Consider the following 15,834-nt stretch of genomic DNA (forward strand, 5'->3'; position numbering starts at 1 on the left):
GGTGGACAAGGCACGCCACGCGCATTCGATGCCTGATCTGGTGATCTGGCTGTCATATTTTCGGCTTGCCGGGTTCTGGCTCATGGCCGGGCTCCTCCTCGTTCCAGCTCTCGCGGTGGCGATGTCTCTCAGTCAGGAGCCCGGCGTCGATGGCAGGCCCTCTCAGGTGGCATTTCTGGCATTGGCCGTGCCACTGGGGTTTGCGCCCGTCGTCCTGCATTGGAAGTACGGACGACGAAAAGGCCCGATACTGACATTCACGGCGCAGGGCATCCTCATGAACGCCATAGATCCCGAGGCGATCATCCCATGGAGAGATATCGACGTCAGAGCAAGTTGGCACGTTCTCGGGGGCTGGCGGACGATCCTGACCTTCCGATGCGTCGGCCGACCTCCGAAAGAAGGAAGACGTGTCGGACCCGCTGATCTTTACGAATTGCGAATTCCCAACATCGCAACCAAAGGCTGCCTGAGCCTGCAGAGGCTTTCCAGGTCCTACAAGACGGCGACGATGACAGATGAGCCGCAAAGCCCACCTTAACTGTCGACGGGCGGCGCAGTATGAATTATCTACAATTCATGAAACACGCCCCTGAAGAGACCCAGTCCGCCCGCATCGCCCGCGTCCTTGCTGACCGTATCATCTCGGGCGAGATTCCGCCCGGCGCGCGGCTCCGGCAGGACCATGTCGCTGCCGAGTTCGGCGCGAGCCATGTCCCAGTGCGCGAGGCCTTCCGCGAGTTGCAGACCCAGGGTCTGGCAGAGAGCGAACCGAGGCGCGGCTTTCGCGTAACCGAATTCGACGTAGCCGAACTGCGCGAGGTGGCCGAGATGCGCTCCAGCCTCGAAAGCCTCGCCCTGCGCCACGCCTCGCCCAATATGACACGCGCTATTCTGCAGGAAGCAGAAGAGGTTACGCGCCACGGCGACAGCGCCAGCACCGTGCGCGACTGGGAGGCAGCGAACCGTCACTTCCACCGGCTCATCCTGTCCCCCTGCCGGATGCCGCGCCTTCTGCGGACGATCGACGACCTGCAGGCCGCAAGCGCGCGGTTCCTCTTCGCCGCCTGGCGGCGCGACTGGGAGGCGCGCACGGATCACGATCACCGCGCCATTCTCGATGCGTTGCGCAAGGGGCAGACCGACCTTGCCTGTGCCACGCTCGCGCGCCATGTCGGCTGGATCGGCAAGCGCAAACCCTCGGTGAAGAATGCCGACGCCAGAGAGACTTACGAGATTCCCGGATAATTATCTACAATCTCGATTGCCGTTACCCCTCCACGCCTCCGTAATTATAGATAGATTCGATGCCTATCTTCGGAGGACAAGACCCATGGCATTTCTCACCCCCTCTCTGACCCGTCCCGCCGCGCTCGGGCGCGGCCTTGCGCTGGCGCTCGGCGGCGCGGCGCTGATCACGCTGGGCGCCAAGATCCAGATCCCGTTCTGGCCGGTGCCGATGACGCTCCACACCCTGGCGGTCTTCTTCCTCGCTGCCACGCTCGGGCCGAGGATCGGCTTTGCGGCAATGGCGGCCTATCTGGCGGCGGGCGCCCTGGGAATTCCGGTCTTCTCGGGCACGCCGGAACGCGGAATCGGGCTGGCTTATATGGTCGGGCCGACCGGCGGTTATCTTGCGGGCTACCTGCTGGGGGCGGGCCTGACCGGCTGGCTGGCGCAGCGGCACGGGTTGATCGGGCGCTTCCTGGCGATGCTGGCGGGCCTCGCCGTGGTCTATGCCCTCGGCCTCGCCTGGCTGGCGCTCTATGTCCCGGCGCAGGGGCTGCTGGCCGCGGGTCTCACGCCCTTCCTGCTCGGCGATCTGGTCAAGCTGGCTTTGGCCTCGGGCCTCATCGCGGCCATCGCCCGCCTCCGGACCCGCGCGGCATGATCCGCAGCGACTGGACCATGGCGGAGGCCAGGGCGATCCATGCCCTGCCCTTCGCCGACCTGATGCATCGCGCCCAGACCCTGCACCGCGCGCATTTCGACCCCAACGCGATCGAAACCGCGAGCCTGCTCAGCATCAAGACCGGCGGCTGCCCCGAGGATTGCGGCTACTGCTCGCAATCGGCCCATCACGAGACCGGGGTGAAGGCCACCAAGCTGATGGGAACCGACGAGGTTCTGGCCGCCGCGCGGCGCGCCAAGGCCTCGGGCGCACAAAGGTTCTGCATGGGGGCCGCCTGGCGCAGCCCCAAGGACCGCGACATGGACAAGCTCTGCGACATGGTGCGGGGCATCTCGGATCTGGGGCTGGAGACCTGCATGACGCTGGGGATGCTGTCGCCCGAACAGGTCGCGCGGCTAAAGGCGGCGGGCCTGGATTTCTACAACCACAACATCGACACCTCGCCCGAGTATTACGCGCAGATCGCCAGCACCCGAACGATGGAAGACCGGCTCGACACGGTCGAGCAGGTCCGCAAGGGTGGCATCAAGGTCTGCTGTGGCGGCATCCTCGGCATGGGTGAGGCCGAGGAAGACCGTATCGCCATGCTGGTGACGCTGGCCACACTCCCCGCGCATCCCGACAGCGTGCCGGTGAACCTGTGGAACGAGATCGAGGGCGTGCCGGTGCAGGCGCGCGCCCAGGCCGTCGATCCCTTCGCGCTGGTGCGCATCGTGGCGCTGGCCCGCATCCTGATGCCAGCCTCGGTCGTGCGCCTGTCGGCAGGGCGCACTGGGATGAGCGACGAGTTACAGGTGCTGTGCTTCCTTGCCGGGGCGAACTCGATCTTCGTGGGCGACCAGCTGCTGACCACCGGCAACCCGGCGGCGTGGAAGGACCAGGACCTGCTGACCCGGCTTGGCATGCACATTGCCCCCGCGCAGGCCCGGCCCCGGGTCGCGGCGGAATAGGCTCAGCCCGGAACGCTTCGGGCGAGGATCTCCACCGCCCGGGAGATCTGCCCTTCGTCCAGCGCCGCATAGCCCAGCCGGAAGGCCTGCGGCGCCGGGCCCTCCAGCGCAAAGCGCGTACCCGGCAGCAGCGCCAGTCCCGCCTGCCCCGCGGCTTTGGCCCAATCCTCGGCGGACCTCCCCTCGCAACGCAGCCACAGGGCAAGGCCACCGGCGGGCAGATCGAATGTCGCCCGCCCGGCCAGATGCTCCCCCAGCAGCGCCGCCAGCAGATCCCGCCGCGCCCGGTAGACCCGCCGCGCCTTGCGGGCATGACGACCGAGATCGCCATCGCGGATCAGTTCCGCCAGCGCCGCCTCCAGTGGCGCGTCGCCCTGCCGGTCGATGGCGGCCCGCGCCTCGGCCATGCGGATCAACAACGGCTCGGGCGCCAGCGCATAGCCCAGACGGATCCCCGGTGAGAGCAGCTTCGACAGCGAGCCCACGTAGATCAGCGGCAGGTCTTCGGGCGCGCGGGCGGCCAACGGCAGCACCGGGCGGCCCTCGAACCGGTACTCGTGGTCGTAATCGTCTTCGATCAACGTGACCCCATGGCGCTGCGCCAGCTCCAGAAGCTGCAACCGCCGCGCCGCGCCCATCGTCACCGTGGTCGGATATTGGTGATGCGGCGTGACATAGACGGCCCGGATGCGCGGATCGCGAGCCAGCACAGCCTCCAACGCATCGATCCGCAGGCCGCCGCCATCCACCGACACGCCCCGCACCTCTGCCCCCGCCGCGCGGAACGCCTCCCAGGCCAGCGGATAGCCCGGTTCCTCCACCGCGATGACCTCGCCCGGCGACAGCGCCGCCCGCACGGCCAGGAACAGCGCCATCTGGCTGCCCCGCGTGATCAAGAGCCGCGACGGCTCCGCCACCACGCCCCGGTCTGTGGCGAGATAGCCTGCCAGTGCCTCGCGCAGCGAGGACGTGCCGCGCGCGTCGCCGTAATCCGCCCCTGCGCGGAAGGCGGGCGACAGCAGCGCCCGGCGAAAGGCCCGGGCCAGCGCCTTGTCGGGCACCAGCTTGGGGTCCGGCGCACCGTCGGTGAAGGCGAGCTCCGCGCGCGGCGCCACCGGGTCCATCGGCGCGGGCGCTGACCTGCGGGCCAGCATCCCCTGTGGCAGATCCTGCGCCACGAAGGTGCCCCGCGCAGGTTCGGCCTGCAGCCAGCCCTGGGTCAGCAGCTCCTGATAGGCGGCATCCACCGTGTTGCGGTGCACCCCCAGCTCGCGCGCCAGCGCCCGCGTGCCGGGCAGCCGCGCTCCGGGCTTAAGGCGTCCGCGGGTGATGTCACGGGTGATCGCCTCGGCAATGGCGAGGAACAGCGGGCGGTCGTCGCCCGGCTCCATCTCGAGGGCAAGAGGTTCGCGCATGTCGAAAACCGGCCTATCACAATCTTTCATACTGGCACTTTTGGATAGGCCAGTGTTTTGCGACAGAGGCGAAAACCGCAAGAGGCTTCGACCATGAAATCCGCCCTGATCCTGCGCCACCTGGCTTTTGAAGACCTCGGGTCCTTTGCCCCGGTTCTGAGGGACGCCGGCTACCAGCTGCGCGAAATCGAGGCGGCGGTGAACCCACTGCCCGACCCGCTGGAACCGGATCTGGTCGTGGTGCTGGGTGGCCCGATCGGCGTGAACGACGGCGCCGCCTATCCTTGCATGACAGCAGAGCGGGACTGGCTGGCCATGAGGCTGGCGGCGAATCGCCCGACCCTCGGCATTTGCCTCGGCGCACAGCTCATGGCCGCGGCCCTCGGAGCCCGTGTCGCGCCCATTGCCGAAAAGGAGATCGGCTTCGCGCCCCTGACCCTGACCGCGCCCGGCCGGGCCGGCCCTCTTGTCCACCTCTCGGACATTCGAGTGCTGCAATGGCACGGCGAGGGCTTCGAACTGCCTGCCGGAGCCGAGCGCCTCGCCGCGACCCCCGCCTGCGAAACACAGGGCTTCGCCCGGGGCCGCAATATTCTCGGCCTGCAATTCCACCCCGAGGCCGGGATGCTGCCGGATTTCGAACGCTGGCTGATCGGCCATAACGCCGAGCTGGCGCAGGCGGGGATTGCCCCCGAGGCCCTCCGGCAGGATGCCAAGGCACATGGCCTGGCGCTGCGGACCGCCGGTCAGGCCATGCTGAAACAATGGCTGCGTGAGCTGGACGGATGAGACTCGTCACACTCCTGACGGGTCGCGCCGCTCCCCTGCCCGGAAGCACCACCCTGAGCGGGATCGGCAAGACGCCGGTCACCCACCCGCTGACGCTTGGCCCCGAGGGGTTCGAAAGCGACGAACAGGCCGACCGGCGCGTACATGGCGGCGTCGAGAAGGCCGTGCATCACTATCCGCTCGATCATTATAGCGACTGGCGCGCGGAACTCGGTGACCTTCCGGTGCTGACCGCTCCCGGCGGGTTCGGCGAGAATATCTCGACCGCCGGGCTCACCGAAGCGGAGGTCGCCGTCGGCGATACATTCCGGCTGGGCGGCGCGCTGATCCAAGTCTCGCAGGGGCGCCAGCCCTGCTGGAAGCTCAACCACCGCTTCGGTGTGCCCGACATGGCGCGGCGGGTGCAGCAGACCGGGCGCACCGGGTGGTATTACCGGGTGCTTGAATCCGGCACCGCCGCCCCCGGCGATGGGCTGGACCTGATCGACCGCCTGGCACCGGACTGGACCTTACGGCGGCTCTGGCACGCTCTCTATGTGGACCGGATGAACCTGGTCGAACTCGAAGGCATCGCCGCGCTCGATGTCCTGGCCGAGGGCTGGCGCAAATACGCGGTCCGGCGGTTGGAAAGCCGCCGGGTCGAGGACTGGAGCGCAAGACTGGACGGCACCGCATGAAACGCCCCCCTTTCGTCATTTCGATCCAGAGCCAGGTGGTCTTCGGCCATGTCGGCAATTCCGCGGCGCTCTTCCCGATGCAGGCGGCAGGCCTCGAGGTGGCGGCGATCCCCACCGTGGTCTTCTCGAATACACCCGATTACCCGACCCTGCGCGGCCGCGCCCTGCCGCCCGAGTTCTTTTCCGACCTGCTGCAAGGCGCGCGCGAACGCGGCTTGCCCGAGCGGGCGGATTACATCCTCACCGGATATATCGGCTCGCTCGACGTGGCCGAGATGGTGGCGGATTTCGTGGCCGAGGCAAAGGCCGCGAACCCGCGCCTGCGCTACATCTGCGACCCGGTGATGGGTGACGAGGGGCCGGGCCTCTATGTCTCCGAAGCCATCGCCGGCGTGATGCGCGCGCGCCTCCTGCCGCTGGCCGACATCGCCACGCCGAACCCCTTCGAACTCTCCTGGCTCACCGGGCAGCAGATCCACACGCTGGCCGATCTTCAAGCGGCGCGCGAAGCACTGCACATCGCGCGCGAAGCACATCTGATCGCCACCGGCTGCGTGCTCGACGACACCGGCCCCGGGCAACTCGAGACGGTGCTCCTGGGCCCCGAGGGCCTCAGCCGCCACCCGACCAAGCGCCTGCCGATCGCCCTGCCCGGCACCGGCGATCTCTTCGCCGGGCTTGTGGTCGCGGGCATCGGGCGGGCCTTGCCCTGCCCCGCGCCATCGAGAACGCCCAGACCCTAACCGCCCGCGCCCTCAGCTACGCCGAGGCGCTTGGCGCGGGCGAGGTGGTGCTGAGCGAGGTGGAGTTCCGCCGCACTCTTCTTTCGCTGGGGTCTGGCTGAGTCAGGGTGACGCAGACATCGTCGCTTGATCAAGCCTGCACATAGAATGACCTGACCTGCCCCATTCAGGGTGCGAACGGACTGCCAAAATACGTATGAAACCCGGTGGGCTTTCATTCACCGCAAGGGGAATGTCCAATATCGATGCCAAAGAGCGAGACCACCCAAAATGGCACGCTGCACGCTTGAATACCTACGCCTCCGGCCCAGAGCGGCCGCTCATCATAATCGCCGGTGCTGCGGCGCAATACACCAAGACGGCCATTCGAGCCTTGTGCTCCATTAAAGCCGGCTGAAATCGAAACCTCTGCCGTCCCGTTTATCAAGAAGCTCACGGCCTCCCTTGTGTTTCGTGCATTCGCGGGCACAATATCGAGCGAATGCAAGCAGTGAGAAGGTCGCCGGTTGAGGCAAAGGCAGCACAAGGTCAAATCGATGGCGCCGCTGGATCAGCGTTTCGAGATGGAGCACGGCATCCGAGGAGAACGTTTTCGGAGTGCGTCAGGTCTCTGGATGGCGACAGATCATGCTGATGGGGAGTCCTATCTGCTATGGCTAATCGAAAAGACCGGCGCTGCGGTCGATTACGATGTCGCGCGCATACTCGCGGACACCGTGCGGCGCGTCCGAGGTGTTTTAGCCCGAAAATCCGCACGCGAGGTCCTGCTGGAGGTGATCGACCTCGTCGAAGATGATCGAGAGATTGGAATCCGTCTGGCTGGCGCTGACGGAACGCTGGCGACACTCACTGGCCGAAGCCGCCGAATGCTCGAAGATGGCGCGCGGACTTTGTCAGGTCGGGCCGGAATCTGGCGTCAGATCGGTCGGCTCGTTCGGGGACTGGGACATCTCCATGCAGCCGATCTCGTCCATGGCGGTATCGCTGATGGCGCCATCTTCACGGTCAACATGGAGCCTCTGGAGTTGAAGCTCGGTGGCTACGAAGGCTGTGTCCATATCGGCTCACTTGGCAGCGGAGGCGCTGGTCTTTTGCGACCCGGCACCGTCGTCTCGCACAGCCAAGATTGGCGCGATCTCGGGACCATTGCCGCTCGGCTCCTGCTCCAGAGCGACGCAGACGGCATGGCGCTCCTACCGCCAGAACAGCGCCTGCTCGACCGACTCCGACTGCCGCCCCAATTTGCCTTCATCGAGGGTGAAGCTCTGGCTGCCGAAATCGAGGAGTTGTGTTTGGAACTGGAGCGGGTGGGCTCGAGTGGCCGGTATGAGTTGGTGGCGGCACCAGGTCGCGATCTCCTACGGCGCGATGCTCCAGCATTGACGCGAGGGCTCATAGCCGCTGCGGATACAGACGCTCTGCTGGCCTTCATCCAGGATGACCTGACAGCTGACGCACCGCAGGCCTGGCGCAATCCTGGCCGCCACGACGGCACAATCCAAATATTCAGCCAGCGTGCGGTCTACTATGTCCGTCCTCTCACTGACAACGATCGGATTGGCCGCATCACGGGTTGCAGAGTGCGCGGCCCGGGTGACGGCGCGATTGAGTCCGAAACGATCGACGCACGAGTGCATGTCGCACGCGACCTTCACGAGGCCCGCGACCGCGTCGCACGGACCGGCGGTGGGGCGATGGCCTGGAAATCGGTCGGGGCAGACAAGGCGACGGCCCTGAGCGCCGTCGATCCTGTCGAATGGCATGCGCTGGTCCTGATCGAGGTGGCTGCACTTCTCGAAGGACGGCTGCACCACTATCCGGCCGAAATTATCGATGCCCCCGAGACAGGCCTTGTGCGAGTTGCCGCGCGCACCGATGTGATGCGCGATCGCTGGCGGGCCACGTTCGGGCGCATGGAGGCGGCGGCCGAACTGCAACGTGAAATGCTGCGCGATGATGGCACTGCGGAATGGACCCTTACGGTGTCGGACGCCCTTACTCTGGGCCCTACCGTGCCAAAGCTATATCTCGAGGACGTCGTCGATGAAGGCGGACGGCGGCTTTACGTTTTTCGTCACGAGGGAAACTTGCCTGTAGAGGCGCACGTGCTGTTGCGGCCGCGGCCGGACCGAGGCACCGAAACCCAGATCCGCCGACGGCTCCGGCATGTCGTCACGGCCCGAGACAACGTTGAACTCCTCCGGGCGATCGGAAACCCTCAGAGCGTCGGGCTTGATCCCGCACTGAGCGCCATTGCTGCGCCGGGCGCCCCGCCTGACGAACTCGACCCATCAAAGTCCGATGCTTGGGAAGCGATCTGTCGCGGCCACTCGATCGACCTGATTGTCGGTCCGCCGGGCGTGGGAAAGACATTCCTCGTATCCCGCTTGGTCAGCAGCATCCTCTCCTCCCACCCGACTGCGCGCGTCCTCATTGCTGCGCAAAACCACGAGGCACTTGCGGAGATGGAGCGCAAGCTGCGCGAGCATCTCTCGCAGGCGGAGCGCGATCCGATCGTCGTGCGCATCGAGCGACCTGCGCCGGATCTAAGTGACACCCAACTTCGAGACCAGGCGCGCACACTCCTCGACGCCTTCGTGCTTGGCGATGCGAGCCCTCTCTCGCGCCGCCGGCGGGAAGCTGTCGAGCGGGTCCTGCGCAGGACCGGTCCCGTAGGCGATGTGGACCCTGAGGGAGAGGCGATCTTGCGGGACACGGAGCATCTGATTCTGCGCAGTGCAGACGTGACGCTGGCGACGGCGAATTCCTCTGTCATCGAAGAGATGGTAGCCGAGGGTGAGCAATTCGACTGGGTGATCGTGGAAGAGGCGGCGCGGGCGAGCGGCCCGGAACTCATCGGCCCTCTGCTTCTGGGGGCCCGTCGGGTCCTGATCGGCGACCACCGCCAGCTCGCGCCGTTCGATGCCGAGCGCAAGGCGCGGCTCTACCGCGACGATGCCGGTGAAGCGCTGCTCGCCGACGCTCCCGAGTTGATCGACGCAGTGTCCGACCTCCCGGACGCAGTCTGGATGTCGCTCGAGGTCTTGGCGAACGATCCGATACTCCGTGCCGACGCACTCGGCGCAGCGCTCCGACTGGAGCAGCCCTTCCGCGAGATCGCCGAGACGACAGAGGAAATGACCCATGCCCGGAATGGGCCGGTCTCGATGCTCACCGAACAGAGCCGAATGCACCCCGCGATCTGCGGCTTGGTTTCCGACACATTCTACGGTGGGCAGTTGACAACGGTGGATCGCATTGCGGACCGCCCCTGCCCGATCGCTCCGGCCAGTGGTGCGCTGTCAGCTCCCGTCGTCCTATTCGACCTTCCGTCGTTGAGCCGGACCCGGGTGCAGGCATTCGAGACATACGAAGGCACTTCGCCCTGCAACCGGGCCGAGGCCGCAGCGCTATTCGAGGCTCTCGACCGGCTGAGCCCTGCAAATGGCGCCACTCCGACGCTCGCGATCCTATCGCCCTACACGGCACAATGCCGCATTCTCCATGCGCGCGTGGCCTCGCGCGTCGATCCTGAGACCAAGCTCCTGAACGGCTTCGCCAGCCCCAAGGGCGACGGCGTGTTCGTTCAGACAATCGACAGCTTCCAGGGTGGCGAGGCCGACCTGGTGGTGGTGACCACCGTGCGCAACAATCAAAAGATGGGCCGGCACGCCCTCGGCATCCTCGGCGACCGAAGGCGCATGAACGTGTTGCTCAGCCGCGCCAAGCACAAGCTCGTGCTCGTAACATCAACCGGCTTCCTCAAGAACGCGGTCAAATGGTCCGAACCCGGACGCGGGCCCGGACATGACCTCGAGTTCTTGGGGGCGTTGCTGAGACGGATCGACCTGATGGCGGCGCCGGACGATCCGGACACGACTCCCACGGCCTCGATCATCGCCTGCGGTGAGGACGGGAAGGTGGTTCAATGACGCTGTTGATCCCAGCGGTCTGGTATCGTGCACGTGCCATCATCGAGCGTCGATGGGGCTGGAGCCCCGTCGAAGAGGAGGTGCTTCTCACGTTGCGTGAGAAGCCCGGGACCAGCGCCTCGGTGGCAGCTGAGCTTGGTATTCCCCGTCAGGTGGCAGAAGCGGCAGTGAGCCGGCTGATGCGGTTCGGGTTGATCGAAGTTCGCATCGCGCCCGAGCCCGCGCTTGCGATGACCGATGCCGCGCGCGCCCACCTGCTGGCCGGCCGATCGCTCCCTGAACGGGCGCAGCGCCGCGAGATGACGGTGAGCCTCGTCTTCGACAAGCTGGGTGGCTCGGTGTTTCGCCGTCGCGAGGTGGTGATCAAGCCTGTGAAGAAAATCCCAAAAGGTGCGACGATCGTCGACTTTCCGAACGCCGACGAGGCCGAGACTGACTCGTCCATGGAAGAGCGCGTGCGCCATCTGTTGAGTTCGTCGCTGCGTCCCGGCGAGGTCTTCGCTATGGTGCGCGCCAACCATTCCCTTTTTGAGAAGCGGTTCATCCACCTTGATCTCGACCGGGCACGGGAGGGTGCGCTTCCCGAAGGCGCGAGCGACGCGCTGTGCGCGGCGGTGCGCGAGCATCTCGCCTCCGGTCGCCTTCCAGCCGCCCGGTCCAGCCAGCCGGCACGACCGGCTTGTCTCGATTCACCGATCGAGACGACTGTGGCGCCGGATCAGATCCTGTTTGGCGGCGGCGATCACCTCGACCGCCTCGAGGAAGTTGTGGATGCAGCGCGCAGCGATGTCTTCGTGCTCTCGACTTTCGTTGCCGCGCAGGACGACGCGAAAGCCCGGCATGGACAGGATCGTGTCTGGGCCGCCCTGGAAAGGGCCGTTCGGCGTGGGGTCCGGCTCCACCTCTTCTTCGGCTCTTCTCTCGACGAAGAGCGCAAGCACACGCGAGCGATGGCGGAGCTCCAGACCAGGTTGCGGGCGGCCGGCGCTGGCGTCGCAACTCATCTCGAACCGGTGCATAGCCACGCAAAGATCCTCGTAGCTGACGACGGCAGCGATGGCGCTCGTGCAATGCTGGGGTCCTGCAACTGGCTCCAGTCGCCTTTCCGCGCCCACGAGCTCTCGCTCGAGCTGCGCGACCGCGCTGTCGCCGCCTGCCTCGAACTCTTCGGGGCCATAACCGCAGCGGTGCCGACCGCCCGCGACTCGCGCGATGCCATGCAGGCCATGCGGACAGCACTGAGGCTGAAGCCCGGACGGCTGCTCGACGCTGACCCGACAGAAGATGCGATCCCGGTAACGCTTCGCATCCTCCCCGCGCCCGATCACCTGCCGCTGCTTCGGCGCGCCGCTCATGATGCGAAGGAACGCCTGGTGGTGATGACACACCGGATGGGGTCGCCCATGATCCAGAATGTCTTCGATCCGGCACAGGTGGCGTCGGAGCGCATTGAGACGGTTCAGGCGCTCTACTCGGTGCCCTCCGGTGAAGTGAAGAAGCGCGACGTGCGCGCCGCCGGGGAGATGGCCGGCGGGGGTATCGACCTGAGAAGAATCCAAAGCAAGCATGCCATGCTGCACGGAAAGGCTCTGCTCTGGGATCATGACGACATCGTGGTGACGAGTTTCAACTGGGGATCGCAGACCGCCTCGGAAGACAAGCCTCTCGATGAGATCGGCCTCCACCTAAACGGTAAAGGGGTCGCGGACCTCTTGCAGACGATTCTCGACAAACGCGTTCTGGACAGCTCTGCCAGTTTAAGTGAAAGCGGAGTGCCGACCACGTAGAGATATCATCTTGAAGCAGACTGCCCTGATGTCTGCTGCGAAAGGAGTCACGGCCGGGTGGCGTTTGGTAAAAGCGGTGAATGGCCACTTCTGTATTCTCGGCAGAGAACCTTCGCACGTGCAGCGAATTCACAATTTCCGCCCTTCGTGCCAGAGCCTCTAGCCGTAACGGCAATGGAACTGTTGCAGGCCCTGAATCGCGAATCTTAGGCAGCCGAGGGCCGCACAACGCTATGCTCCGGCGCCTAACATTCAGTTGGGACTGAGAATTCCTCACGCGCTGAGACCTCTGCCTCATGCATACTTCCCCTGCCAAGATGTGGAGTAAGAATATGCAGGTCGGCGATCCAATTTCTGAGGAAATCATCATTCGAGCGCGCGAAAGCTTTGCGCGACAGGGACTTATGGCGCATCTCGGGGCGGAAATGGCGGATGTACGCGCGGGGCTTGTCACGCTGCGACTGCCGTTCCGTCCAGAACTCACGCAACAGCATGGCTACTTCCATGCCGGCGGAACATCGGCCATCGCCGACAGCGCAGGCGGTTACGCTGGGTTTACCCTCTTCCCCGAAGGCAGTTCAGTCCTGACGGTCGAGTTCAAACTGAACCTGATCAGCCCGGCGCAAGGAGATTATCTCGAGGCTGTCGGCCGCGTGATCAAGAATGGTCGCACACTGACCATCTGCCAGCTCGATGTATGGGGCGTTGATGGAGATCGCCGCAAACATGTCGCGACGGGGATGCAAACCCTGATCTGCTTGCATGACACGCCAGACCTGCCCGCTTCGCGCTAGAACAGGTCTTCTCGGCGAATGGCCTGAACAGGGTTGAAGATCGGCAGATTTTGGCGGTCCAATCCCAGATCCATCAATTCCGCGTCGCTCAAGCGGTAAAAGGCCCGAAAGCGGCGCGGCAGCCGGGCCGGGCGTGATGCAAGACTGTCTTTCTCGTGCTCTTGCGTTGGGGCGGCCGTGCATCGCGGGTTCATGGTCACCTCCGGTATCTTCCCCCCCCAGAGAATGCACCCCGTGCCCAGAGCCATGAATTTCGGATCCCTCAGCGGATATTGAGATTTCCTCTCTGTGATTGTCGCCGCGAAATCCTCAGGACCTCCGGAAAATTCCTCAATTGCGAGCCGCCATGCTGCCGCATGACAGTCAGTCCCGACCGCCAAAGCGGACGGAGAAGGATACCGGAAGAATGACAAGACTTTCCCGCACTGGCCTTGAAACCCATGCCAGGCATTGGATCGCCGCTTGGAACGCGCATGACGTGGAGACGGTTCTCGCGCCGTTCGCCGAAGACACCGTCTTCATCAGCCCTCTCGCCAAGCAGGTGGCGGGAAACGCTGAGATCGTTGGGAAGGACGCCCTGCGGCAGTACTGGACCGACGCCCTGGCACGCGTGCCCGATCTTCACTTCGAACTGAGCGGACTCGCCGTAGACGAAGAGGCGCAATCCGTGACGGTTTTCTATGTGTCGCGAGCCGGCGGTCGGGTCAGGCATGCCTGCGAACACATGCGGTTTCGCGACGGCGTCCAGTTTCTGGGCGAAGCCTATTACGGGTCCGAGGAATGACGGGCCCCGTGCGCGCGACCGACGCAAACCACTACCCTTGGGGTAACGGCTGCGACGGCTGGAGACTGGTCGATCGCCCCGAGCTTTCGCTGCGCGAAGAGCGGCTGCCGCCCGGCGGTGCCGAAGCACCACATTATCATCGGGTCTCCCGCCAGATCTTCTATGTCCTTGCCGGGGAACTGACGATCAAGGTTCCGGGTCGTATCCTCTTGGCCAAGGTGGGAGAGGCCCTGGAAATCCCCCCGGGCCTGGGACATTTGGTGCAGAACAACGGGCCCGAAGACCTGCGCATCCTGCTCGTCTCCGCCCCTGATACGGCCGGCGACCGGTATCCGGTCGACGACCATGCGGCCGTCCCGACGGATTTAGCGCACCATCCGATGTATTGGCTCTAGCCCGCCCCTGACAAAATCTCCCGCTCGGTTGAGACCTTCTCAATCGGCGTGGAGGCGGCTCCCGGCTAGCACTTGAGACAAAGAGCGGATGCCAGAAGCCATGAACATCAATGATCTCAGAAAATCCTTGAGCGCCGCCTCTGGCGGGACACCGACACCCGGCCTGTCGGGTCTTCAACGACTTGCACTTCTTTGGGTCACGGCCATCCTGCTGACATTTCTGTCCTTCGTCTCTTATCCTCACCGATCTGGCGAAACGGGCTCCATTCAAGATCGTGCCGAGCAAACCGACGAGCTTGGGCGGGTATACTCCCTGAGGGACGACTGCTGCATCTGGTCCGGCCACGCGCATGACTGACCCAGCCCGATTGGCCCCGTTGCGCCGCATCGTCTTCATCTCTCTGCCATTCACCTTCGCCTACCTGCTCTCCGAACTCTTTCGAAATGTGAACGCTGTTATGGAGCCTCGTCTCACGGCCGAGTTTCAGCTTGAGCCTGCGACCATGGGCATGATGACCTCCGCCTTCCTTGGCGCACTGGCCGGCTCGCAGCTGTTCGTCGGCCAGGCCCTGGACAGGTTCGGGCCGAAACGCGTGCTGGTGGCTACGCTCTTCCTGGCTGTCGTCGCATCCGCGCTCTTCGCCGGGGCACAAACAGCCCACATGCTCGTCCTGACGCGTTTCATAATCGGCCTCGGACTTTCCGCTTGCTGGACCGGCGCCTACAAGGCGAACACCCTGTGGTGGCCGAGGGAGCGCCTGCCCCTGGTAAACGCCATCACGATTGCAGCGGCCGGCCTTGGCTCCCTGGCGGCCACCAGCCCGACCGAATGGCTGCTACGCCAAATCGGCTGGCGCGAAATTTTTCTGGGTCTCGCCGGCGTCACAGCCACCATTGCATTGATCATCGCCGCGGTGGTTCCGCCCCAGACGAGGGAACGGGCCGCACCCGCGATCCCGGAACCGGCTTTGAAGGGACTGCGTGGTGTCCTCACGCACCCCACCTTTCTCACCATCGCACCGGCTTCGGCCCTCTGTCAGGGAGCCTGGGTCGCCTATCAGGGGCTCTGGGCTGGGGTCTGGCTGCGCGACGCGATTGATCTCCCGTCGACTACGGCAGCGAGTATCCTGATGGCGCTCTCCTTTGCCGTCATCTTGGGGCAATTCGGCTTCGGCCTGCTCGCCGATCGGATCGCCCGCACCGACCGGCACCTGTTCCACCTGACGTTCGCCCTGACGCTTGGCTTTGTGCTGGGTCAGCTCGCAATTGCCGGTGCAGGCGCGTCCCTGCAGACCATCCTCTGGGCTGGCTACGGGCTCTTCACCGCGGGTCCCATCCTTGCCTACGCGCTTCTGGTCCGGCTGCTACCCGACGCAGTGTCCGGCCGCGCTATCGCCATGCTCAATCTCGGCGCCGTCCTCACCGGTTTCTTGATGCAGGGCGGCGTCGGCGCAGGCATCGAGGCTTTGGCTCGGCTTGGGTGGAGCATTTCGTCCGCCCATGTCACGTTCATCGTGCTGATTGCCGGTCTGCAAGCCGTCGCACTGGCGTGGATGGCTCTGCATCAAGGTCGCGCCCTGGGTCTGGACAAGGTTCGGTGATCATTTCTACCGTGCGCCTGAAAGCTTCTCATTCGCCGCCTCTAACGCATTGGAA

The 15,834-nt window shown here is 65.0% G+C and carries 16 protein-coding genes and 1 pseudogene; 15 read left to right on the forward strand and 2 right to left on the reverse strand.

Features of this window, described 5'->3' with window-relative positions; translation table 11 throughout:
- Position 1 precedes the first annotated feature (1 nt).
- From M4578_RS07690 to bioB, 4 genes are all read left to right on the forward strand, one after another.
- Positions 2 to 541, forward strand: a complete 540-nt coding sequence (locus tag M4578_RS07690; protein ID WP_149884242.1) for a hypothetical protein — start codon at positions 2 to 4, stop codon at positions 539 to 541.
- A gap of 38 nt (positions 542 to 579) precedes the next feature.
- Entirely contained in the window at positions 580 to 1,248 is a 669-nt protein-coding gene (locus M4578_RS07695) for a GntR family transcriptional regulator (protein ID WP_258092972.1), read from the forward strand.
- 85 nt (positions 1,249 to 1,333) lie between these two features.
- The gene (locus M4578_RS07700; protein WP_149884241.1) at positions 1,334 to 1,891 is read left to right on the forward strand and encodes a biotin transporter BioY; all 558 of its coding nucleotides are present in this window, start codon (positions 1,334 to 1,336) and stop codon (positions 1,889 to 1,891) included.
- A complete protein-coding gene (bioB, locus tag M4578_RS07705; RefSeq protein WP_258092876.1) occupies positions 1,888 to 2,862 on the forward strand; it encodes a biotin synthase BioB in 975 nt (324 codons plus the stop codon). Before M4578_RS07700 ends, bioB begins: the two co-directional genes overlap by 4 nt.
- A gap of 2 nt (positions 2,863 to 2,864) precedes the next feature.
- On the opposite strand, the gene pdxR is transcribed toward bioB, so the two are convergent.
- Complete coding sequence (gene pdxR, locus M4578_RS07710) at positions 2,865 to 4,277, reverse strand: MocR-like pyridoxine biosynthesis transcription factor PdxR (RefSeq protein ID WP_258092877.1); 1,413 nt, start codon at positions 4,275 to 4,277, stop codon at positions 2,865 to 2,867.
- A 93-nt stretch (positions 4,278 to 4,370) separates the two neighbouring features.
- On the opposite strand from pdxR, the gene M4578_RS07715 reads away from it, so the two are divergent.
- The 7 genes and pseudogenes from M4578_RS07715 (at position 4,371) to M4578_RS07745 (ending at position 12,999) form a co-directional block, all read left to right on the forward strand.
- Entirely contained in the window at positions 4,371 to 5,066 is a 696-nt protein-coding gene (locus tag M4578_RS07715; RefSeq protein WP_258092878.1) for a glutamine amidotransferase, read from the forward strand.
- Complete coding sequence (locus M4578_RS07720) at positions 5,063 to 5,743, forward strand: MOSC domain-containing protein (RefSeq protein WP_258092879.1); 681 nt, start codon at positions 5,063 to 5,065, stop codon at positions 5,741 to 5,743. The genes M4578_RS07715 and M4578_RS07720 overlap by 4 nt, the downstream gene beginning before the upstream one ends.
- Positions 5,740 to 6,587 (forward strand): annotated as a pseudogene (gene pdxY / locus M4578_RS07725) (pyridoxal kinase). Before M4578_RS07720 ends, pdxY begins: the two are co-directional and overlap by 4 nt.
- 131 nt (positions 6,588 to 6,718) lie before the next feature.
- Complete coding sequence (locus M4578_RS07730) at positions 6,719 to 6,883, forward strand: hypothetical protein (RefSeq protein ID WP_258092880.1); 165 nt, start codon at positions 6,719 to 6,721, stop codon at positions 6,881 to 6,883.
- Between the two features lie 139 nt (positions 6,884 to 7,022).
- A complete protein-coding gene (locus tag M4578_RS07735) occupies positions 7,023 to 10,418 on the forward strand; it encodes an AAA domain-containing protein (protein WP_258092881.1) in 3,396 nt (1,131 codons plus the stop codon).
- Positions 10,415 to 12,205, forward strand: a complete 1,791-nt coding sequence (locus tag M4578_RS07740; RefSeq protein WP_258092882.1) for a phospholipase D-like domain-containing protein — start codon at positions 10,415 to 10,417, stop codon at positions 12,203 to 12,205. The genes M4578_RS07735 and M4578_RS07740 overlap by 4 nt, the downstream gene beginning before the upstream one ends.
- 332 nt (positions 12,206 to 12,537) lie before the next feature.
- Positions 12,538 to 12,999 (forward strand): PaaI family thioesterase, encoded by a 462-nt coding sequence (locus M4578_RS07745; RefSeq protein ID WP_258092883.1) that lies wholly within the window; start codon positions 12,538 to 12,540, stop codon positions 12,997 to 12,999.
- On the opposite strand, the gene M4578_RS07750 is transcribed toward M4578_RS07745, so the two are convergent.
- The gene (locus M4578_RS07750; protein ID WP_258092884.1) at positions 12,996 to 13,199 is read right to left on the reverse strand and encodes a hypothetical protein; all 204 of its coding nucleotides are present in this window, start codon (positions 13,197 to 13,199) and stop codon (positions 12,996 to 12,998) included. The two genes, M4578_RS07745 and M4578_RS07750, sit on opposite strands and share 4 nt — an antisense overlap.
- Before the next feature lie 206 nt (positions 13,200 to 13,405).
- Between M4578_RS07750 and M4578_RS07755 the strand changes: the two genes are divergently transcribed.
- The 4 genes from M4578_RS07755 to M4578_RS07770 all read left to right on the forward strand — a co-directional run bounded on the left by M4578_RS07755 (position 13,406) and on the right by M4578_RS07770 (position 15,779).
- Positions 13,406 to 13,783 carry a nuclear transport factor 2 family protein gene (locus M4578_RS07755; RefSeq protein WP_258092885.1) on the forward strand — a complete coding sequence of 126 codons (378 nt, stop codon included), beginning with the start codon at positions 13,406 to 13,408 and terminating at the stop codon, positions 13,781 to 13,783.
- An 8-nt stretch (positions 13,784 to 13,791) separates the two neighbouring features.
- The gene (locus tag M4578_RS07760; protein ID WP_258092886.1) at positions 13,792 to 14,178 is read left to right on the forward strand and encodes a cupin domain-containing protein; all 387 of its coding nucleotides are present in this window, start codon (positions 13,792 to 13,794) and stop codon (positions 14,176 to 14,178) included.
- A gap of 100 nt (positions 14,179 to 14,278) precedes the next feature.
- A complete protein-coding gene (locus M4578_RS07765; protein WP_258092887.1) occupies positions 14,279 to 14,536 on the forward strand; it encodes a hypothetical protein in 258 nt (85 codons plus the stop codon).
- The gene (locus M4578_RS07770; RefSeq protein WP_258092888.1) at positions 14,529 to 15,779 is read left to right on the forward strand and encodes an MFS transporter; all 1,251 of its coding nucleotides are present in this window, start codon (positions 14,529 to 14,531) and stop codon (positions 15,777 to 15,779) included. Before M4578_RS07765 ends, M4578_RS07770 begins: the two co-directional genes overlap by 8 nt.
- Positions 15,780 to 15,834 lie beyond the last annotated feature (55 nt).

This window comes from Salipiger pentaromativorans, from assembly GCF_024721115.1.
GTDB lineage: Bacteria > Pseudomonadota > Alphaproteobacteria > Rhodobacterales > Rhodobacteraceae > Salipiger > Salipiger pentaromativorans.

What these genes read in the sequence shown, in the direction of transcription:
- M4578_RS07715 (WP_258092878.1), top strand. Translation starts at nt 4,371, where the DNA reads ATGAAATCCGCCCTGATCCTGCGCCACCTGGCTTTTGAAGACCTCGGG.
- M4578_RS07740 (WP_258092882.1), top strand. Translation starts at nt 10,415, where the DNA reads ATGACGCTGTTGATCCCAGCGGTCTGGTATCGTGCACGTGCCATCATC.
- M4578_RS07755 (WP_258092885.1), top strand. Translation starts at nt 13,406, where the DNA reads ATGACAAGACTTTCCCGCACTGGCCTTGAAACCCATGCCAGGCATTGG.
- M4578_RS07765 (WP_258092887.1), top strand. Translation starts at nt 14,279, where the DNA reads ATGAACATCAATGATCTCAGAAAATCCTTGAGCGCCGCCTCTGGCGGG.
- M4578_RS07700 (WP_149884241.1), top strand. Translation starts at nt 1,334, where the DNA reads ATGGCATTTCTCACCCCCTCTCTGACCCGTCCCGCCGCGCTCGGGCGC.
- M4578_RS07695 (WP_258092972.1), top strand. Translation starts at nt 580, where the DNA reads ATGAAACACGCCCCTGAAGAGACCCAGTCCGCCCGCATCGCCCGCGTC.
- pdxR (WP_258092877.1), bottom strand. Translation starts at nt 4,277, where the DNA reads ATGCGCGAACCTCTTGCCCTCGAGATGGAGCCGGGCGACGACCGCCCG.
- M4578_RS07745 (WP_258092883.1), top strand. Translation starts at nt 12,538, where the DNA reads ATGCAGGTCGGCGATCCAATTTCTGAGGAAATCATCATTCGAGCGCGC.
- M4578_RS07730 (WP_258092880.1), top strand. Translation starts at nt 6,719, where the DNA reads ATGTCCAATATCGATGCCAAAGAGCGAGACCACCCAAAATGGCACGCT.
- M4578_RS07735 (WP_258092881.1), top strand. Translation starts at nt 7,023, where the DNA reads ATGGCGCCGCTGGATCAGCGTTTCGAGATGGAGCACGGCATCCGAGGA.
- M4578_RS07720 (WP_258092879.1), top strand. Translation starts at nt 5,063, where the DNA reads ATGAGACTCGTCACACTCCTGACGGGTCGCGCCGCTCCCCTGCCCGGA.
- bioB (WP_258092876.1), top strand. Translation starts at nt 1,888, where the DNA reads ATGATCCGCAGCGACTGGACCATGGCGGAGGCCAGGGCGATCCATGCC.
- M4578_RS07770 (WP_258092888.1), top strand. Translation starts at nt 14,529, where the DNA reads ATGACTGACCCAGCCCGATTGGCCCCGTTGCGCCGCATCGTCTTCATC.